We start from the raw sequence: 20,627 nt of genomic DNA on the forward strand, positions 1-20,627 counted from the left end.
TATAAATTACTATAATCCCACCAGAAAGCTTGAGTGCAGTTACTCTTTCTCCTTTAAGGACTCTGACGAAGTCTTTTGTGCCTGGCTAGTTTTCTTTCCTTCATCAGGCTGGTAGTAACCTGCCCCTACAATATAGGTCTTATTGCCGTGCTGTACTTTGCGCACATAAGTATGTTTTTGGGTAGGTGTATTATCTCCGGGTTTGTACCAGTAATAGTTTACCCAGGCGCTGCCATTTTTAAGGGAGGCTTCTGTATACTCCCGCACAAAGGACTTGCCTTTCACGTCTTTCTCATTTATCATATTCTTTCCCTCTATACTAGGCTGGGCGGGGTTTACCAGAATCTTACCTTTGCTGTCTTCTACAAAAATATAGGTATCCATAAAGTAAAAAGGGCCTTTCTTATCACGAAGCTGGTTAAAGGAGGCTTCGCCCTTATCCTGCACCAGCGAGGCGGCATGGTTCACCAGATCTTCGATAAAAGCTTTGTCCATCTGCATATTATAGATACCGCTGCCTACCAGGTACTGCCTGCCATCCGGGAATTTCACCCGCTTTACGAAGCTGGACTTCCATGCAGGAAAAATGTCGCCGGGCTCCGGGAACATATAATGCACCCAGCCTTCACCTTTCCTACTATTAGCTGCCTCCAGAAACATTTTGCCATAAGGCCTCCCATGTGCATCCGTTGTGCCATCAATCTTCTTGCCTTCCATTAAGGAATCTGCCGCATGAAATACACGGGTTCCATCCAATGACCAGACAAAAAGATAGGTATCGTTGCGGAACCACCTCGATCCCTTCTTCCGGAAATCAGGGAAGGCTTTCGTACCGCGTTTTTCCAGGTCAGCGGCTGCATCGCGCACGAGTGCCATCAACTCAGGTGCCGTCAGCTTTTTAGTTTTTTCTACTGCTTTAGGGGCATCGGCCAGGTATATACCGCATCCCACACCAAAGGTCTCCCCATTGAATGTTGCTTTGCGCACATAAGCAGACTTCTGAGTAGGAATGCTCTCGCCCGGTTTGGGCCACATGTAGTTTACCCAGCCTGAGTCACTGGTCTGCACCGTTTTGATGATTTCTCGGACAAGGTATTTGCCCTGCGCATCTTTCATGTCGAAATTGTTATTCCCTTCCACAGTCGGGAAAGCCGGGTTGACGATCTCGACGCCATCCATCGTGAAGACGAAAATGTAGGCATCTTTTGCAAGAAAAGGCCCTGCCGGATCGTGGAAGGATTTGAAGGCGCCCCTGCCGTGCTTTTCTATTTCGGCCTGGGCATTTTTCACCAGATCTACCACAAACTCCTTCTCCATACGGTCGTTGTACATGCCGCTGCCCACGATGTAGCTTTTACCCGAAGGAGCTTTAACCAATTGCACGAAGCTGCTTTTCCAGCGAGGCAATAAACCACCAGGCACAGGCCATTCGTAATGGTACCAGCCTTCGGGTTTATTAGGTACCGCCGTGGCAGCTTTGATGAGGCCGCGGACAATGAGCTTGCCGTTGACATCCTTCAGATCAAGTTGATTCTTGTTTTCCATTTCAGGATCAGCGTGCACCAGCATATTGCCTTGTGGGTCCAGCACGAAAATGTAAGTTTCTCCCTGCCGCCAACGGCTACCGGAAGAACGAAACTCGGTAAAGGCTTTTTCTCCTTTTTTGCTTACCAACGCAGACGCGTCGTTTACCAAAGCGACGAGTTGCCGTGTTGAGAGCTGTTTACCGGATTGAAAAGAACCAGGAGATTCTGTCTTTGAAATCGTGTTGACCAGCCTGTGGCCGTTTAATTGTTGCCCATACGCATTATTTAAAATATAAATTGCAATGAATGCAAGCAACAGACTGAAGGATACTTTCATGATAATAGCCTGATAAGAAGAATTATACATGCATTAACACCACGAACATAGATTTCATGTTTTCCTGCGACAAACCGGGGTGATTTGCCCTGCTGCAGACCTCGCCTGTACTTAACAACAAGAACATGTCGCACTAACTCTGGGCGTTGCGAAGAAGTGTTTAAACAAAGTTTGGATAATCCTGGCTGGTAATTTCCTAACCATACACATAAATTAAATTCCTATTATACTTTTTAACGCTATTTAAAACAGACTGATGGCAAACTGTTCCTTCTGGATAAACTATAAATGGCTAACTGTTGCATTCAATTGGCAGATATTGCCGGTTAACTGGTAAAGCCTCCGGTAAATTAAGAGAAGATCCTGGTTTGGTTTTTCAAATGGATATTCTGCTAAGTGATCGTGTAAAGCATTGTGATTTCATGAAGTATTGCTCATGTATACTTCGGCAAGTATAGCCAGAAACAAATTGCTTTTGCCTGGATTAAATCAACGAATTCTGCAACTAACACTTGAACAGCGTGAGTATTTCATATTTGCCTTTATATCCGGTTTACCAGGCCAGACTTCTTAATTTAAGAACTAACAGAAGATAAATGGCTAAGTATATTTGCAACAAAAAAGAGCCTCTCAAATTAAAATTTAAGAGGCTCTTTTTTACAAACCGAAAAGCGTTTTAACACTATTATTTATTGCAGCCGCACTGCCACGTAAAGCCGTTATATTCTACTGTAACCTGCGCTACGGTTGTGCCTTTTTGGTATTTAGATAACTTAGGAGCTTTGCTTTTCATCGGACCGGAAAGCCATGTGATCACGCCCGTTTTAGCGTTGTAGCTATACTTACCTGTTCCTCCGTCATCGAGCCAACGGTAGGTGCCATCCTTTTTAAGCGCAAAATACCCTTTGTACTCATTTCGGTAGGCAGGGCTAACATTCGGGCCATTCCATACAGACTGGTCGCAGACATAGTTGCCGAATACCAACGCACCGCCATACGTTACCTTTGCGGCAGGTGTGGTCTTTACTGCTTTAGCAGCCTGCAGTTTATTCCATTTTGCTTTGCTCGAAGCCACATCTCCGGCATAGCGTGCTTGCAGTGATTTGTCGCCGGCTATGGCTTTCTGGTAAAAGGGCTTTGCCGCAGCTTCGTTTCCCTGGGCAGCTAGCGAAACCGCTTTCAGGTAGTTTACATAAGGGTTTTCAGCATCCACCGCCAGCGAAAGACTGAACCTTGTTTCGGCACTGCTGAATTCGCCCTTCTCATAATATAGTATACCCTGTATAGCTTCCTGACCTGGAGCAAACATCTGTGTTTCCTTGCCGCCGGTAGCATCCGAATGTTTTAGCTGCGCTATGTATGCATCAAGGCCTGTAGCTTCAGTTTTGGCTTTTGCAGGATTGCCTTTGTCGGGGTCAGTGGCATTGGCATGTGTAGCTGACTCTTTAGGCTCGGCAGCAACCGGGGCAGGCACGTCTTTGGCGTAGCTTGCTTTAAGCGACGGATTTAGCGCAATAGCCTTCTGGAAAGACTCCTGTGCAAGCTTTGCTTTTTCAGGATTCTTCTGCTTAATAAGTGAAATAGCATACTGGTAATTGGCATAAGCATGGTCGGGATGAGCGCGTAGTATATTTGCAAAACTATACTCGGCAGATGCATAGTTTCCGGCTTCTAAATATTCCTGCGCATACATAAAATCTGACCCGACCGTCAGAAAAGCGGTTTCGCTCCCACCTGTTGCCGACGAATGTTTCAGACGTTTGATGTAAGTGTCAAGATCATTGTTCGTATCCTGCGCATAAAGCGGTGATATGCAGAGCATCAGCGTGCACACCAGGATCATTTGTAGTTTATAGCCCATCTTATTCAAGTATAAGTTATTGAACTATAAATGTATAATTATTCCCAATAAATATATAGTTGTTGAAAGATATTAATTGTGCTGCTTCATGTTTTTCGCTAGAATTTTTCCTGTTAGCTCCTGTTTCAAAACTGTAAGCAGTTAGTACTCTAGCGCACGAAGTCTCATATAAAATAAGAAATCAGTCTTAAATTCTGGCCTGGTAAGTATAAAGTTGGTAATACCTGCCCTGCATTGCCAGCAGCTCCTCGTGGCGGCCTTGCTCCACTATGTGGCCTTGTTCTATTACCAAAATCTGGTCGGCCTGGCGGATGGTGCTTAGGCGGTGAGCTATGACGAAAGTGGTGCGGCCCTCCATCAGGGTTTTAAGGCTGGCCTGTATCAGGCTTTCACTCTCGGTGTCGAGGTTGGAGGTAGCTTCATCCAGTATGAGTATGCGCGGATCGGCAAGTATGGCCCGGGCAATAGCGATGCGCTGCCGCTGCCCACCCGAAAGCTTCACGCCTCGCTCGCCTATCAGGGTGTCCAGGCCGTCAGCAAAACGGTCGGTAAATTCCTGCACGTGTGCGGCGTGTACAGCCTGCTGCAGTTGGTCTTCGGTAGCATTCGGACGCGGGAAAAGTATATTCTGGCGTATGGTGCCTTCAAACAGGAAATCGTCTTGCAGCACAACGCCCAGCTGGCTGCGGTAACTTTGCAGGCTTATAGTTTGCAGGTCGTGCCCGTCCACTGTAATAATGCCGCTGTCAGGGTTCAGAAACGAAGCAGCCAGCCCGGCTATAGTTGTCTTACCAGAACCTGAAGTGCCTACCAACGCTGTAACCGAACCGGCAGGTGCTTTAAAGCTTATCTCTTTCACCACATCCTTCCCAGATTCATAGGCAAAGGCTACTTTGTCGAAAACAATATCGCCGTGTATATTATCTAGCTTCAAATTTCGGATTCCATGTTCGTCTTCCAGAGGCGTGTTCAGAATTTCCTGTGTGCGGTCGAGGCCGGCAAAAGCCTCGGTAAACTGGCTCCCGATGTTGCTCATCTGAAGTATAGGCGCGATCATAAAACCTAAGTATAATGTAAAGGCCAGGAAATCGCCGAAGGTCAACTCACCCTTCATGATCAGGTAACCACCAATACCCATGATGCCCGCCGAGGCAAAACCCAGTAACAAGGTTGCGGCACTGGTCACCATACTGGTAGTAGTCAAACTCTGCTTTACGTTCAGGAAAAGTCGGGTTACGCCATCTTCAAATGTTTTGATCTCCTGCTCTTCTGCATTAAATCCTTTTATCACTCGCACGCCACCCAGCGTTTCGGTAAGCCGGCCGGTTACCTGGGCATTTATCACGCCACGCTCCCTGAAAATTGGCCTGATCTTACCAAAAGCCTTCAATGAGATCACCCCGAAAATAGCTACCGGTATCAATACAAAACCTGTCATGAGCGGGCTGATGTAAATGAGCAGCCCCAGGCAGATGATTGAGGTTAAAACGCCGCCGATCATCTGGGCAAAGCCGGTACCTACCAGGTTTCGCACCCCTTCCACGTCCGTCATGATGCGCGACACCAGTTCGCCTGTTTTGGTATTATCGAAAAAGCGGATGGGTAACTGCATGATATGCCGTTGAACTTTAGCCCGCAGCTGCGAAATAAGATGCTGCGCCTCTACACTTAGTATCTGTGTAAGCGCAAAGGATGTAACGGATTGAATAACTATAGCTGTTAACACCGCCCCGATCAGCCATTTCAGCATAGTGCTGTCGCCGTTCGGAATCACATCATCTATCAGGTACTTACTTGCTCCAGGTAACACCAAGCCAGCCAGGCGACTGATAATGATAAGTACCAATCCTATACCGAGGTATTTTTTGCGTGGCCAGATAATGGTTCTGAAAACTTCAGCTATGGTAACGTTCTTGAGTTTTTTGGATTTGGACATGGTTGTGTTGTATGCAGCGGTAAAGGTACAAGTTTTTTGACCTCGTTTGCACGAGATGCAAGTATATGCTGAACTCTATCAATCGGTAATATCCTGTCTTTGGGATCGGTTTGTAATCCGATTGGGCCGGAAGCCCAACTATAGTTCGTCACGAGCGATGACGCCCTCGTCATAAACATGGTATTTATAAGTTTGATCGTACTATCACGTGTAGACTTTTATTGAACGTATACTTCTGGTTAGATTTTATACTTTGTTTTAGATAGAATGTGTGAAAGAATAGATTGCTATCTTGCTTCCTTAACTTTAAAAATTCAACCAAACACCTTGCGTTATTTTTTCCATATCGGTTATAAGGGTACTAACTATAAGGGCTGGCAGCGGCATCCGTATGGAGTTGGTGTGCAGGAAGTAATGGAAGGTTGCCTTTCGAAAATCCTGAAAAAGCCGGTGGCTATAGTTGGTTGCGGACGAACGGATGCGGGCGTACATGCGAGTCAGTTCTTCTTTCATTTGGATGTTACTGAGCCCTGGGAATTTGATATGCTTTTCAGGTTAAACAAAGTACTGCCGGAGGATATTGCCGTGTTCGACATCATACCAATGGAAGGTTTGCCACACTCCCGTTTCGATGCCTGCCAACGAAGCTACGACTACTTTATCCATACCTATAAAGACCCTTTCCTGAGTGATGTAAGTTCGCTATACTTAGTAAAAGACCTGCACCTGGATGCCATGAAGGCAGCTACTGCCCTGCTCCCACTTTATAATGACTACCGGAATTTGTGTCTTACCCCAGCCGACCAGGACAGCACCATTTGCCACATAACAGAAGCCGAGTGGTTATTGGATAAAACAGGCAACAAGTTACGCTTCCGGATCTCGGCGAACAGGTACCTGGGCCGCATGATACGAATTATAGTGGGGCAATTGCTGAAAGTAGGAACAGGAAAACTTAGCGTAGAGGAGTTTGAAAGTTACCTGGCCTTAGAAAATGCACCGAAGCATTTAACACCGGCTTATCCGCAGGGGCTATACTTGTCTAAAGTTACGTATCCTTACCTTGATCTGCCGGTGCGAAATTCTTTTTCTAAACTGCACAACATGCCTGAAGAAAGTTGGAGTTTATAAAAAAACCTTCATGTCTAAGTATAAACAAAGCACATTTTCCATTGTATGAACCGTTTTTTACCCAAATATAAAGCTGCCGAGCTGCTTCATAATATTCTGGCTAAAGGTATACCAACGGCATACGATCCTGAAAAACACCGGCTGATTATATTTGATAACACCGGAAACGAGCAGCTATACTTCCGGTTACCAATTACACTTGATTACTCAGGCACTAGCCAGCATGCTGAAAGTGAAAAAGTAAATTATGTGGTCCTGCTTATACAATCGGGTAGTTGTGCGGTGGGTTATTTTGAGAATGGCAAAAACCTGAACCATAAAGTTTTCCGGTCCTACATGGTGCGAAAAAAACAAGGGAAAAGCCAGATCAAATACCTGAAAACAAAAGGCAAATCCAGGGCTGGGTCCCGAGTACGTTTAGGCGAGACAGTAGAGTTTTTCGAGAATATAAATGGTCGTTTGCAAGAGTATTTTGAAGACCATGAAATACACCGCATTGCCATCAGCTGTTCCAAAACACTTATTCCTTACCTTTTTAACTCAAAAGTTTCAACCCCATTCGATAAAAACGACCCTCGGCTTTTTAAAATACCCAAGCACATTCATACACCTGTTTATGAGATTCTGCTTGATGCTAACAGGTTTCTTCTCCGGGGAGAGCTTATCTATGATGAGGCCCAGCAGAGCTTAGTTGATGAGTTGCTTGGGAAGGATTCCGGTTTACCAGATAATGAAGATGAGCCCTGGTATGAAGCGCATGAACCGGATGAATTGGAAGAAGAAGAAATAGACGAAGATGAAGACGAATATTACCTGGATTAAAAAGCAGGTAAACGTCTGCTATACTTTATCAATTCACTTCACATCAAAACCCAGACCGGTTTACTGGCCCCCCACTATACTTTTCGCTACTCATACTTTCCTTTGTTAAAATTGCTCTAAAGCACAAAATATTAATAATCAGCATTACAATTGTCACACTAAACGTATACTATAAATACCCAGGTAAACAATTGATAATAAATACATTACTTAATATTTACAGCTATGAACAGGAAGAAGTATACTTGCTATTTTTTATTGTGTTCAGGTATAAGCCTTTTTACGCAATGTTCTGAAGCCCCAACCAACCAGATTACCCAGCAAGCAGGCCTGGGTCTCCCCTTACAAGCAACAACACAGCAGAACAAATATGGCGGATTTAATAGCCAGATAGAGTATGGTAAACACCTTGTATTTATTGGCGGCTGCCACGATTGCCACTCCCCTAAAAAAATGACAGAAAAAGGAATGGAAATAGATGAAACGATGCTGTTATCAGGCCATCCCGCAAAAATGCCTGGACCCGATATTGATCGTTCAGAAATTGAGAAAAAAGGGTTAATTGTAACCCAAACCCTGACAGCATGGGCCGGACCATGGGGCGTATCTTATGCGGCCAATTTAACATCTGATAAAACAGGTATAGGCAACTGGCAGGAAAAAAACTTTATAAAGGCTATAAGGGAAGGCAAATCTAAAGGTATGGACAACGGCCGCCCGCTGTTGCCGCCAATGCCTTGGGAAATGTATAAAAACATGACCGATGATGAGCTAAAAGCTATTTTTGCTTACCTCAAATCTACCAAACCAATCAGCAATGTAGTGCCGGCACCAAAACCGCCGGTAACAGCACCAAAAGGTAAATAATTTATACTTGTAAATAGCTATCAGCAAAGCTGCAACGGGTAATGTTGCAGCTGAAGGAATTGGTTTATACTATATCAGCCTGGCAAAACTGTAACTTAAAGTATAGCCTTACAGCTGCCCTGCAATGCTAAAATTGTTTAAGATCCTTGTAAAAATTGCGGAGCTTATCAGGTAGCCGGCGGCAGGTATTTCTGTTTAATAAAGAAGCAAAACCCGCATTAATTACGCTCATTTAAGCATTTCTGGTTGTAAGCAAGTATAGTTTAATGCTAATACGATACAATTACATAGTTCAAGTAAAAATTCATTACCTTTAGATAATAATTTCAAACATTTTCCTGCTTTACCTGTTTGAAAGCAGGCTTTTTTCTGATACATAATAAACCCGGTCTTTCAATTATTCCCAGAAAAGAGGTAGGTTAGAACAAGTCTGAAGTATGGTTCATCAAAACTATTACACCAAAAGGCAGCTCTACTTACAAGTATAAACAGCGCTCTTAAACAGAAAAACCTACCCAGGCATATCTGTAGGATTTAAAACATCAAATGACATACACTACTTCTCTTTCGCCTGAACTGCTGGCCGTATTTGAAACTGTGCCGGATCTGTACCTGATACTGGATACCGACCTGAATATTCTGACAGCCAGTAATAATTACCTGCAGGCTGCATACAGGGAACGTGAAAAAATAAAGGGTAAAAACGTATTCGAAGTGTTTCCGGATAATCCCGCATTTCCTGAATCTGAATCAACTATAAATCTGAGTAAATCGCTGAACTGGGTTCTCGAGCATAAAAAGCCGCATCAGATGCCCCTCATACGCTACGATGTCTCCCGCAATGGCTCAACTGGTGATTTCGAAGAAAAATACTGGCAAACGGTTAATACTCCTGTGCTAGACCAGCAAGGTAACATCTTATATATTATACATAGAGTAACAGATGTTACGGCCCAGGTAGATGCCGAAAAACAAATACAACAACTTAAAACTGTAAACCACAAACAATTACAAGACACCAAGGATATTGAGTTAAAAGCAGAGGCAGCGGTTAAGCATCAGCGCGACCTGCTGCAGGCTCTGCTGGATCAGGCCCCCGTAGCGATGAGCCTTTACAGAGGCACAGAACTGGAGATAGCAACAGCTAACCCCGCTATGTGCCAACTTTGGGGCCGCACGCAGGAGCAGGTAATCGGCAAACCCTTAATGCAGGTACTTCCTGAGTTAGAAGGGCAGGGTTTTGATCAGAAGCTGAGGGAAATTTATACTACAGGAGTGCCTTTTATAGGTAAAGAAGCTCCTGCTTCTATGCTTCGCAACGGCGAGATTCAAACCAACTATTTTAACTACGTTTATCATCCTCTTTACAATGAACAAGGAAGCTTATTAGGAGTATTTAATGTAGCTGTAGAAGTTACCGAACTAGTTATAGCCCGCAAGAAAGTAGAAGAAAGCGAAAGAAAATTAAGAGTACTGAACAGCGAGCTGGAAGCTGCTAATAGTGAGATAATTGCCTCAAACAAAGAGTTACAAACGGCTAACAAAGAATTGCTTCTGACACAGCAGGCACTTCAGAAACTAAACCGTGAGCTTGAGGACAGGGTAGCCTACAGAACCAGTGAACTACAGCTAGCTAAGGCCGAAGCCGAGTCAGAACGTAACCGCTTACAGGATTTATTTATGCAGGCAGCCACTCCTATCAGTATCCTGAGGGGAGAAGATTTAGTGTATGAGCTAGTTAACCCGGCCTATCAGCAATTGCTGCCAGGCCGCCAGCTCCTGGGTAATTCCATGCTAAAAGTAGCGCTGTCAGAACTGGAGTCGCACCCCTTTGCGAATAATCTTCGAGAAGTTTACCGAACCGGAAAAACTTTCGTGAGCCAGGAAGACCTCGTTCCCTTAGCCCGTTATGAAGGCGGCCCGATGGAAAACCGCTACTTTAGTTATACCCTCCAGCCCAGACGCAACGAACAGGGCGAGGTAAATGGCATATTTATTTTTGTATCCGAAGTAACAGAGCAGGTAGAAGCCCGGAGAACGGTGGAAAACAGTGCAGAACGTTTACAGCTTATAACGGATGCTCTTCCGGTATTAATAGGCTACCTCGATAAAGAAGAAAAGTACCAGTTTGCGAATAAGGCTTATGAAGCCTGGTTTAATATAAAGCCTGAAGATCTGATAGGCAGGCCTGTACGTGAGGTAGTTGGAGATGCAGCTTACCAGGGCGTAAAAAAATATATTGACAGAGCACTTGCCGGCGAACGCCTTGATTTTGAATCGAGAATGCCATACCGCGAGGATTTTGTAAAATACATTTCTACAAATTATGTTCCTGATATCCGAAACGGAGAGGTTGTAGGGTTTTATACGCTTGTTACGGATATAACCTCGCAGGTAGAAGCTATAAAAGCAATAGAAGAAGGTGAGCGCCAAGCCAAAACAATGGCCGAGGAGCTACGCATCACCAATGAGCAGCTTATTCTCATTAACGTAGACCTCGATAATTTTATTTACACAGCTTCCCATGACCTTAAGGCGCCTATCGCAAACATCGAGGGCCTGATTAGGATCCTGATAGAATCCCTTCCTGCCAGCATGCTTAAATCCGAAGGATTAGAAGGAGTTATGGATATGATTGAAGGCTCTATTAAGCGATTTAAGCGAACCATAGACCACCTGACGGAAGTAGTTAAATTACAAAAGGAAAATAACCAGGATGCTGTATTAGTTGATCTCCCTGAAGTAATACAGGAGATAACAATGGATCTTTCTCCACAAATTAAGGAAGCTGGTGCAAAACTGGAAATAGAAATTGAGGATTGCCTGGGTATAAACTTTTCAGCAAAGAACCTGCGCTCCGTAATCTATAACCTTATTTCCAACGCCGTAAAGTATAGGTCTCCGGAACGTGATCTGAAAATTCAGGTCAATTGCCATACTGAAGCGGAGTACATCCTGTTTACAGTACAGGATAACGGTCTGGGTATGGATTTAGATGGTAATCAAAAATTATTTACAATGTTCGGCCGTCTGCACGATCATGTCGAAGGCTCAGGCATCGGCCTCTATATGGTGAAAAAGATTATCGAAAATGCCGGTGGCCGAATCGAGGTAGAAAGCAAGGTTGGCAAAGGCACCACCTTCAGAGTTTACTTCAGAAACAGTAACAATTAAGCTTTTATTAATTTTCAATGCCGGTTTACTAGTTACGGAAACAAAGGTCTCCTTAAGTAGCAAATCGGCATTTTGATTTTAAAGCGACTAAGATCAGAGCTCAAATCGCAGGTCTATTCCAACAGGTGCATCAATTTCGCAAACTATAAAATTGGCAAAACTGCCAGAGGCGCAGCTAGGCAGCTGAATCTCGCTTATAGGCCTGCCTTTGTAATACCCCTTATGCAATAACACCTGAACAGTTGGGTCATAGCAGAGATTCTTTTGCAGATTTTCAGGTGAATTTGCCAACGCCAGACAAACCCAGAAATTTGGATGGTGAAATTCGGATTGTAGAATTAGTGCATACTTCATAGCCAGACAAGTATAAAATTGATGAGTTTATACTTGTACGTGCCTCGCCATAAATTGTATTATACTTATTAGTAATATGTTTTAAAAAGTTAAATAGAAGGCGTTTGTCACTGCTGCTCTCTTAGCCACGTACATCAGCCTTATCTGTCAGCCATACTAAGAACTAGAGTTTAGTTTTATACTTGAGATGGCAATTTAATACGCATCTTTGCGCTCTTATTTTACCTAAATGCAGTTAATCAATCAGCAGCGTATTTCGCTAAGTTTATTCTTCTTCCTTTCCGGCTTTAATTTTTCAAGCTGGGCGTCCAGAATTCCAACTATAAAATCGGCGCTGCACCTGAACGAGGCCGAACTGGGAACCATACTTTTAACTATGCCGGTAAGCTCGCTGGTTGGGCTACCCTTATCGGGCTGGCTGGTGGCAAAACTGGAAACCCGGGTTCCGTTAACCGTTGCCTTCCTGCTGAACTCTATCTGCCTTTCGTTTATAGGCCTGGCTACCACTCCTTTTACACTGGTTATTGCCTTGTTCCTGTTCTCGCTGAGCATGCGCATTTTTAATATATCCGTGAACACGCAGGCCATTACGCTGCAAAAACAATACGATCGCAAAATAAATGGCTCTTTCCACGGGCTCTGGAGCACGGGTGGTATTATTGGAGTTGGATTTACAACTTTACTGGTTTCGCTGGATGTGCCTATAGTGCCACACCTGGTATCAGTGTCGGTTATTTCGGTTCTTACTGCTTTATTTTCTTATAATTATCTGCTGCGCAACGACAGATCTACTTCGGGCAATAAACTGGCTTTAGGCAAACCTGACCCTTACATTTTATACTTAGGGTTACTGGTGTTTTTTGCGGCAGTGTGCGAGGGCGGCATGTTCGACTGGAGTGGCATATACTTTCAGCAGGTAGTAAAAGAAGATGTGTTTACGGCCGGTTACCTCATTTTTATGTCTTTTATGGCGTTATCCAGGTTTATCTCAGACCGCATTATCGTAAAGTTGGGTATGGCCAATACCTATGTACTGAGCGCATCGCTGATATTTGCAGGAATTACCTTATCTATACTTTTCCCGAGTTTCTGGCCTGCCATGGTTGGCTTCTCGCTCGTTGGCTTTGGTACGGCTGCCGTTATCCCAATGACTTATACCCTTGCTGGTGCTTCAACTAAGTATTCCCCGGGTTTAGCTATCTCACTTATCGCCACTTTTGGTATAGTTGGTATGCTGATTGGTCCGCCCATGATCGGTTACCTGGCGCATGCTTTTAACCTGAAAGTATCGTTCATCGCTTTTGCTTTTGCGGGTATCATGCTCATTCCAATTTCGAGGTCGTTTTTTAAGTTGGAGAAAGCTTTATAAAATCAGCTGTTTGTTTGTACTTAAATAGTCTATTTATACTTTCCCTAAAACTTAATCCCATGTAGCCAGTAAAAACCCAGAATACAGGCACCCTAAGCCTGCCCGGGTTATGGCAAAAGATACTGACAAGACTTCAGCGAAAGAATTTACCGGCTTTGTAAACGTGCGTGGCGCGCGCGAAAACAACCTGAAAAACGTAAACCTGACCATTCCGCGCGATGCGCTTGTGGTTTTTACAGGCGTTTCGGGATCGGGTAAATCTTCGCTGGCTTTTGGTACGCTTTATGCCGAGGCCCAACGCCGTTACCTCGAGTCTGTGTCGCCTTACGCAAGAAGGTTATTTCACCAGATGGCTGTTCCGGAAGTAGATACGATTGAAGGTTTGCCGCCGGCTGTAGCCTTGCAGCAGCAACGCGGTACGCCAACTACGCGCTCATCGGTGGGCAGTGTAACCACGCTCTCCAACCTGCTGCGCATGTTATACTCCCGAGCCGGCGATTACCCGCGCGGGCAAAGTATAATTTATGCCGAGGCTTTCTCGCCAAACACAGCAGAGGGGGCCTGCCCTACCTGCCATGGCCTGGGCCGGATCTATGAAGTAACGGAAAAATCGATGGTGCCCGACGACTCGCTGACGATACGGGAAAGAGCTATTGCAGCCTGGCCAACAGCCTGGGGCGGACAGAACCAGCGCGATATACTGGTTACCCTTGGTTACGACGTAGACCGGCCATGGCGCGAATTGCCCCAGAAAGACCGCGACTGGATCCTGTTCACCGATGAGCAACCTGTTGTACCAGTTTACCCCGGCTATACCCCCGAACAAACCCAACGCGCTTTAAAACGCAAGGAAGAACCGAACTATATGGGTACGTTTACCAGTGCCCGCCGCCACGTGTTTCATACGTTTGCCAATACCAACAGCCCGCTCATGAAAAAGCGGGTAATGCAGTACATGCTGAGCACCGATTGCCCCATGTGCCAGGGCAAACGCCTGCGTCCTGAATCATTATCTGTTAAGTTTGCCGGATACGATATTACAGAACTATCCAGGCTGCCACTAAAACGGATAGAAAGTATACTTCGCCCTTTTGCCGAAGGAAAAGCCAGAGGCCATAAAAAGCAGGAAGCCGAGCACCCGGAACAAACTATTGTGGCCCAACGCATAGCAGAAGATCTTTGTGCCCGCGTTAAAGTGTTACTTGATCTTGGTTTAGGATACCTTTCTTTAGAGCGGAGCACGCCTACTTTATCGCCTGGCGAACTGCAAAGATTAAGATTAGCTACCCAATTATACTCTCATTTATTTGGGGTAGTGTATGTGCTTGATGAGCCCTCAGCCGGCTTGCATCCTGCGGATACTGTTTCTTTACTAAAAGCACTTGACGGACTGAAGAAAGCCGGGAATTCGTTGTTTGTGGTGGAGCATGAAACTGAAGTGATAAGGTATGCTGACTGGATAGTAGATGTGGGGCCGGCTGCCGGAGAAAAAGGAGGAGAAATTTTATACAGCGGTCCGCCAGAAGGGTTAAAACAGATAAAACAATCTAAAACAAGCGCTTACCTATTTGGCAGCTCGGAAGGGCTAAACAGAGAGCCGCGCAAACCTACAGGCTGGCTTCGGCTGAGTGGCGTAACGCGTAACAACCTGCACAACCTGGATGCTGCATTCCCGCTGGGTGTGTTTACAGCAGTTACCGGCGTTTCAGGTTCAGGAAAATCGAGTTTGGTAAGCCAGGTGTTAGTAGAGTTGGTAGCTCAATATTTGGGCCATGAACTTCCTGCGGAAGAAGAGGAAGGAGATGAACTGGAACGCGCTGCACCACTGCAAACTGGTGGACGGATAACTGAAGGTTTAGAAAGTATAAAACGATTGGTGCGCGTAGATCAGAAGCCAATCGGCCGAACTCCACGCTCAAATATGGCCACTTATACCGGCCTTTTCGACCATGTTCGTAAATTGTTCGCAGCTACGCCAATGGCAAAAAAACGCAGGTATGATGCCGGACGGTTCTCATTTAACGTAGCCAAAGGGCGCTGCGAAAACTGCCAGGGCGAAGGTTTTGTGATGGTAGAATTACTCTTTTTACCAAGTGTATATGCCCCCTGCCCTGTTTGCCACAGCACGCGCTATAACGCTAAAACTCTTGAAGTAACTTACCGCGACAAAAATATAGCCGAAGTGCTAAGTATGACAGTAGACGCTGCCTGGGAGTTTTTTGATGAAGAACCGGCTGTATATCGTGCTCTCACGGTGCTTCGGGAAGTAGGTTTGGGTTATTTAAGGCTGGGCCAGCCGGCTACCGAGCTTTCAGGGGGTGAGGCGCAGCGCATTAAACTGGCAACAGAACTGCAACGGGCGCAGCGCGGCAACACACTTTATATACTCGATGAGCCAACCACCGGCCTGCACCCATCTGATACAGACAAACTAATGACACAGCTGGATAGCCTGGTAGAAGCCGGTAATACGGTTATAGTTGTTGAACACGACATGCGCGTTATAGCAGCCAGCGACTGGGTGATAGACATAGGCCCGGGAGCCGGTGAAGATGGTGGAAAAGTGGTGGTTGCCGGAACGCCCCAGCAAGTTGCCCGATCAAAACAAAGCAAAACAGCACCGTTTTTAAAGCAGCTTATCTGATTCAGGTAGGTATGCTTTAAAAACAGTGCTGGCTTATACTTGTAAAATAATTTATAGGTTAATCAGCAGGTTGGCCTGAAGTATAGATTCATCCAGGCCCTCTATCCCTACCACATTTTTCCAGTAGCGCCACTCAGAACCTAAGTATACTTTACCGGGTTTCTCCCAAAGATTACCCATATCCAGTAAAAGCTGAGGCTGGGTAAGGTATTGCGTAGTGCCTGGTCCGCGGTCGCCGATAAAGTCCATGAAACCACGGAACCGAAGATTCACTTTATTTGATACCGGTAACGGGATATCCCAGCTTGGAGTAATCTGGTAAGTGCCATCATACTCTTCACCATGCTGTTTGTAGTAAGAGGTTTCGAGCTGCATCAGGCCTGAACCCGGTATCCTGAATTTAAAAGCCGGCCCTGCCAGGTATACAAAGAAATCCTCAGTACCACCAAATAACACGTTAATACCACCACCTACTAATACATCGCTTAATGGACCACGTTCTAAGGCCAAACCTGTAGCTCTTGTCAAGCTAAGCTTAGGATACCACTCCGTGTATAAATTAGGAGCAGCCAAGCTTGCATCGTTAAACAAATCAGCAAATCCAAAGTGTTCGAATTTTCCCACAGACCCAAAATGCTCCAGTGTTATGGTAGCCAACTGACCCGACTGCTTTAGGTTACGGCCATAAAGAAACTGCACATTAGAACCTCCCTGGTAAAGAATCTGGGCATCAGCCTCTTTATGCTGAATAAAAAGGCAAGCAAACAGCAGCAGCAACCACGTTTTACCGCCTTTCAAAAAACCTGTACTTTTAAAGTGTAGGCTCATGGATTATAGAGTTGTATAAAATGAAAGAATGAATCGTAAAGTTATATGTTTTGCTGTGATTGAAACACGTTCAGCAGGTATAAAACAGCAGCATGAGCAATTTTTAATATACTAGGTAGCCTGTATAAAAAGAAAGGCAGCCTTGTGTAAAGCTGCCTTTCTTTTTAAGTAATTGGCTTTAATCGTCATCTTCATTTTTACGAGCAAGAAGCATAACACCGGCAGCCGTAATAGCGGCAACCACAGCCATTTTTGTTAACAGGCTGGTTCGGTTATACTTCCATTCGGCTACATAGCCTTTTTCCTCAAAAATGTTAGGCACCTTGCCATGCGCGAAGTCTTCTACTATGCCTTCCACCACATTTACACGATCAGCCAGCAGCAACGGAAGCCAGTGCAGGTAACTGTTCTCACTGTGTTTGAAAGCAAATCTCCTGATCATGCCGCTAAGCCCTGACGGCGGAACAGATTCCCCGAAAACTGCCGTTACATTTGGTCTTTCATTTGAGTGCAGCACCTCTATATCGATAGGTTGCTGGGTTGGCCGTTGCCACGAATAGCCTTTGTGCTCCTCGTTGGTGCGGCGCTTCATTGGGTAGGTCGGGTCATTCTTCGGATCCGCGTCTATTCCCCACCCTTTTATATGCTTAAATTTTTCTGGTGTATTTTCCATGGTTTTATACTTTACATTCTGGCTGATGGTGGAATAAGAACGGTCTTGATACAGTTATCCAGTTTACCTGAGAACATACGGTAACCATCTGCTACTTCTTCTAAAGGTATACGGTGCGTGATCAGGCCTTTCGGGTTAAGTACACCGTTCTGCACATGTTCTATTAAGCGTGGGAGCAAACGTTTTACCGATGCCTGGTTTGCCCGTATCGTTAGCCCTTTGTTCAGCACATTACCAATTGGTACCAGGTTATCCGTAGGGCCATATACCCCCACAATAGAAATAATACCACCTTTTTTAACCGAGTTTATAGCCCAATGTAATGCAGTAGCCGAGCCAGCCTGCAACAACAGCTTACGGCCGGTTATCGTCTGCATTACGTTACCAGCGGCTTCTGCTCCTACGGCATCTATACAAACATCGGCACCCATCCAGTCCGTCTGCTTTTTAGCCCATAAAACCGGGTCATCCATCTCCTCAAAATTGTAGGCTTCGCAATCGGCATAATTGCGGGCAAATTCCAGTCTGTACTCTTCTTTGTCTAATACAATAACACGACCGGCCCCAAAAAGCCACGAACATTTCGCGGCCATAATACCTATAGGTCCGGCGCCAAAAATCAGAACGGTGTCGCCTTTTTGAATGCCTGCCATCTCAGCGGCCTGGTAGCCGGTCGGCACCACGTCTGTCAGCAAAACGGCATCGTCCGGATCCATACCTTCTGGTATTACAGTTGGCCCTACATTGGCATACGGTACACGCACATATTCAGCCTGCCCACCATTGTAACCACCCGCCGTATGCGAGTAACCATAAATCGCTCCCACAGCAGTTGCTTCCGGGTTCGATTCATGGCAGTTACCATAAAGTTCCTGTTTACAGAAAGCGCATTGTCCGCAGGAGATGTTGAAAGGAACGAGCACATGGTCGCCGACTTTAAGCTTTGTAACTTCAGAGCCAATTTCCTCCACTATACCCGTAAATTCGTGGCCAAAAGTTGAGCCTACGCGTGTATCAGGTACGTTGCCGTTGTACAAATGGAGGTCGGACCCGCAGATACAGGAGCGTGTAACACGCACAATCGCATCCTGGGGGTGTTTTATTTCTGGCATCGGCTTTTCATCGATGCGGACCCGCTTAGGCCCCCGGTAGTTCATTGCCAGCATAAGTTTGTTTTCAGTTAATGTTAGACATATAGTATTGTATAATTTCTATGTTGCCCAGTAAATTCTTCAAAGGGCTAAATCCCTGAAATACATAAAAATTACGTCTCAATTAATACTAATCTATTACATCAAAGTTGCTTAAATTGTATTTTTAAGGTATAACTCTATATTCAGATGAAGTTATCTTAATTTACTTTTAGCGCTGATCAGCAATACAGGAAGCGTTAAAGTTGCCCCCATTACGGAAGTATAAATACAGAAAAGCCCCTGCAGTAATTTACCACAGAGGCCTTCAATTTATACTTAAGCGTTACCCGCTATTTCTCGGACTGTTTTATACTATTCAGTTCGTTCATGTCTTCTTCCGAAAGGGCAATAGTAGCAGCTCTGTAGTTTTCTTCGAGGTGCTTAACTTTTGATGTGCCCGGTATAAGCAGGATATTTGGTGAATGATGTAACAGCCAGCTTAGTGCTATTTGATGCGCGCTGGCATCATACTTATCCCCGATTTGCTGCAGCTTATTTATTGCGCCCACATTGCCAGCGTTTATCGGGTTCCAGGGTATAAATGCCATGTTCTGTTTTTCACAGAATTTCAGTTCTTCTTCCCATTTCGTTCTGAAGTCTACGCTATACTTGTTCTGTACCGAAACTACTTCAAAGTACTCCTGCGCTTTTTGTATCTGATCGATCGAAACTTCAGAAAGGCCGATATGTTTTACCAAACCTTCTTCCTGTGCACGTTGCAGAAACTCAAGGGTTTTCTCGTAAGACACATTAGGATCTACACGGTGCAATTGATACAAGTCAATGCTGTCCTGCTTCAATCGTTTCAGACTTCCTTCCAAAGCACGTTCGAGGTAAGCAGGATCTGCGTTAATAGGCCATACATTCGGTCCGGTTCGTGTAAGTCCGCCTTTAGTAGCAATCACTAAATCTTTAGGGTATGGATATAAGGCCTCTGCAATAAGTTCTTCCGAAATATTGGGGCCGTAACTATCTGCCGTATCAATGAAGTTTATACCTAATTCTATTGTTTTTTCCAGTACGCGAATGGCTTCGTCCCTATCTTTCGGTGGCCCCCAAATGCCTTCTCCTGTAATACGCATGGCACCAAATCCCATCCTGTTCACGGTAAGGTCGCCCCCAATTGCAAATGTCTTGTTAAATGAAGTTGTCTCAGCCATCTTTCAAGTATAAAATGAATAAATCAGGTTTGAGTGTACGGTGTAATAAAAGGCTTGTTAAAAAAGAACCAGGTATAACAGGGCAGTTTAACAAGTTAACGGATGCCCGAAATTTATAGGAAGTATAAGCAGTTATGCGGAGCATTATTTCCAGGCTGGTAAAAAGAATAATATAGCAGGTGCTAAAAACCAGCTACTTTAATAAGTATAAATCTTTGTCGGTATTCAAATTTCAGGAGTAATTATCCGACCTAATTCCTCTTCTTGAGGCAGCATCAATACTCCAGATTCCGGAGCCTCTGGAAGCAATGTATAGAAACAGAAAACAGTATAAAACCGCTACTTCGCCTTTATTAATCAGCGGGTTCCACCCTTGCGGAAAATGAGCTATAAAGAAAGCGAAAGCCATCTCGCCGCTGGCTATAAATGCCGCCCAACTGGCCAGAAAACCGAAGGCGATCATCAGCCCGCCTACTAACTCAATAAACCCAGCCAAGCCCATCAGCGATGCTATCTCTACAGGTTCGCCGCCACCGGGCCAGCCAAAAAATTTCATAGCACCGTGCATGGCAAACATTAGCCCAGCAACAATACGAAGTATCGCATAAAACTGTGGGCTGTAACTACCTAAAATTCTATCCATGATTTGTAAAAGCTTCTGTAATGGGATACTTGATAAATATGTATAATATACTCATCTCCTAGCGTTTAAATACACCTATAAACGAAAGCGCACTAGCTAAAGTTAAAAC

Annotated in this window: 14 protein-coding genes; 6 read left to right on the forward strand and 8 right to left on the reverse strand. The window is 44.9% G+C overall.

Annotated elements, in window-relative coordinates:
• Positions 1-39: 39 nt before the first annotated feature.
• From LWP20_RS15995 to LWP20_RS16005, 3 genes are all read right to left on the reverse strand, one after another.
• Entirely contained in the window at positions 40-1,863 is a 1,824-nt protein-coding gene (locus LWP20_RS15995) for a cache domain-containing protein (protein ID WP_242929182.1), read from the reverse strand.
• A 685-nt stretch (positions 1,864-2,548) separates the two neighbouring features.
• Positions 2,549-3,724: a tetratricopeptide repeat protein gene (locus LWP20_RS16000; RefSeq protein WP_242929183.1), complete on the reverse strand. Its 1,176-nt coding sequence runs from the start codon at positions 3,722-3,724 to the stop codon at positions 2,549-2,551.
• 187 nt (positions 3,725-3,911) lie between these two features.
• A complete protein-coding gene (locus LWP20_RS16005; protein ID WP_242929184.1) occupies positions 3,912-5,660 on the reverse strand; it encodes an ABC transporter ATP-binding protein in 1,749 nt (582 codons plus the stop codon).
• Between the two features lie 327 nt (positions 5,661-5,987).
• Here LWP20_RS16005 and LWP20_RS16010 point away from each other — a divergent pair, with 327 nt between their 5' ends.
• The 6 genes from LWP20_RS16010 (at position 5,988) to uvrA (ending at position 16,021) form a co-directional block, all read left to right on the forward strand.
• Complete coding sequence (locus LWP20_RS16010; RefSeq protein ID WP_242929185.1) at positions 5,988-6,791, forward strand: tRNA pseudouridine synthase A; 804 nt, start codon at positions 5,988-5,990, stop codon at positions 6,789-6,791.
• A 45-nt stretch (positions 6,792-6,836) separates the two neighbouring features.
• Positions 6,837-7,613, forward strand: coding sequence for a hypothetical protein (locus tag LWP20_RS16015; protein WP_242929186.1), 777 nt, complete (start codon positions 6,837-6,839; stop codon positions 7,611-7,613).
• Between the two features lie 225 nt (positions 7,614-7,838).
• Positions 7,839-8,480: a c-type cytochrome gene (locus tag LWP20_RS16020; protein ID WP_242929187.1), complete on the forward strand. Its 642-nt coding sequence runs from the start codon at positions 7,839-7,841 to the stop codon at positions 8,478-8,480.
• Between the two features lie 546 nt (positions 8,481-9,026).
• On the forward strand, positions 9,027-11,654 hold the full coding sequence (locus LWP20_RS16025) for a PAS domain-containing protein (protein ID WP_242929188.1): 2,628 nt from the start codon (positions 9,027-9,029) through the stop codon (positions 11,652-11,654).
• A 583-nt stretch (positions 11,655-12,237) separates the two neighbouring features.
• Positions 12,238-13,377: an MFS transporter gene (locus LWP20_RS16030; RefSeq protein ID WP_242929189.1), complete on the forward strand. Its 1,140-nt coding sequence runs from the start codon at positions 12,238-12,240 to the stop codon at positions 13,375-13,377.
• 109 nt (positions 13,378-13,486) lie between these two features.
• A complete protein-coding gene (gene uvrA / locus LWP20_RS16035; RefSeq protein ID WP_242929190.1) occupies positions 13,487-16,021 on the forward strand; it encodes an excinuclease ABC subunit UvrA in 2,535 nt (844 codons plus the stop codon).
• Positions 16,022-16,072: 51 nt separating this feature from the next.
• Here uvrA and LWP20_RS16040 read toward each other — a convergent pair whose 3' ends face one another.
• From LWP20_RS16040 to LWP20_RS16060, 5 genes are all read right to left on the reverse strand, one after another.
• Positions 16,073-16,849 (reverse strand): hypothetical protein, encoded by a 777-nt coding sequence (locus LWP20_RS16040; protein ID WP_242929191.1) that lies wholly within the window; start codon positions 16,847-16,849, stop codon positions 16,073-16,075.
• Positions 16,850-17,027: 178 nt separating this feature from the next.
• Positions 17,028-17,522: a hypothetical protein gene (locus tag LWP20_RS16045; RefSeq protein ID WP_242929192.1), complete on the reverse strand. Its 495-nt coding sequence runs from the start codon at positions 17,520-17,522 to the stop codon at positions 17,028-17,030.
• 11 nt (positions 17,523-17,533) lie between these two features.
• Positions 17,534-18,688: a zinc-dependent alcohol dehydrogenase gene (locus tag LWP20_RS16050; RefSeq protein ID WP_242929193.1), complete on the reverse strand. Its 1,155-nt coding sequence runs from the start codon at positions 18,686-18,688 to the stop codon at positions 17,534-17,536.
• Between the two features lie 317 nt (positions 18,689-19,005).
• Complete coding sequence (locus LWP20_RS16055; protein WP_242929194.1) at positions 19,006-19,875, reverse strand: aldo/keto reductase; 870 nt, start codon at positions 19,873-19,875, stop codon at positions 19,006-19,008.
• Positions 19,876-20,107: 232 nt separating this feature from the next.
• On the reverse strand, positions 20,108-20,518 hold the full coding sequence (locus tag LWP20_RS16060) for a DoxX family protein (protein WP_242929195.1): 411 nt from the start codon (positions 20,516-20,518) through the stop codon (positions 20,108-20,110).
• Positions 20,519-20,627: the final 109 nt, after the last annotated feature.

The sequence above is a fragment of the Pontibacter vulgaris genome, from assembly GCF_022758145.1.
Taxonomy (GTDB): domain Bacteria; phylum Bacteroidota; class Bacteroidia; order Cytophagales; family Hymenobacteraceae; genus Pontibacter; species Pontibacter vulgaris.

Bases quoted from the DNA above. Each gene is read 5' to 3' on its own strand.
- LWP20_RS15995 (WP_242929182.1), bottom strand. From the start codon at position 1,863: ATGAAAGTATCCTTCAGTCTGTTGCTTGCATTCATTGCAATTTATATT.
- LWP20_RS16000 (WP_242929183.1), bottom strand. From the start codon at position 3,724: ATGGGCTATAAACTACAAATGATCCTGGTGTGCACGCTGATGCTCTGC.
- LWP20_RS16005 (WP_242929184.1), bottom strand. From the start codon at position 5,660: ATGTCCAAATCCAAAAAACTCAAGAACGTTACCATAGCTGAAGTTTTC.
- LWP20_RS16015 (WP_242929186.1), top strand. From the start codon at position 6,837: ATGAACCGTTTTTTACCCAAATATAAAGCTGCCGAGCTGCTTCATAAT.
- LWP20_RS16020 (WP_242929187.1), top strand. From the start codon at position 7,839: ATGAACAGGAAGAAGTATACTTGCTATTTTTTATTGTGTTCAGGTATA.
- LWP20_RS16025 (WP_242929188.1), top strand. From the start codon at position 9,027: ATGACATACACTACTTCTCTTTCGCCTGAACTGCTGGCCGTATTTGAA.
- LWP20_RS16030 (WP_242929189.1), top strand. From the start codon at position 12,238: ATGCAGTTAATCAATCAGCAGCGTATTTCGCTAAGTTTATTCTTCTTC.
- uvrA (WP_242929190.1), top strand. From the start codon at position 13,487: ATGGCAAAAGATACTGACAAGACTTCAGCGAAAGAATTTACCGGCTTT.
- LWP20_RS16040 (WP_242929191.1), bottom strand. From the start codon at position 16,849: ATGAGCCTACACTTTAAAAGTACAGGTTTTTTGAAAGGCGGTAAAACG.
- LWP20_RS16045 (WP_242929192.1), bottom strand. From the start codon at position 17,522: ATGGAAAATACACCAGAAAAATTTAAGCATATAAAAGGGTGGGGAATA.
- LWP20_RS16050 (WP_242929193.1), bottom strand. From the start codon at position 18,688: ATGCTGGCAATGAACTACCGGGGGCCTAAGCGGGTCCGCATCGATGAA.
- LWP20_RS16055 (WP_242929194.1), bottom strand. From the start codon at position 19,875: ATGGCTGAGACAACTTCATTTAACAAGACATTTGCAATTGGGGGCGAC.
- LWP20_RS16060 (WP_242929195.1), bottom strand. From the start codon at position 20,518: ATGGATAGAATTTTAGGTAGTTACAGCCCACAGTTTTATGCGATACTT.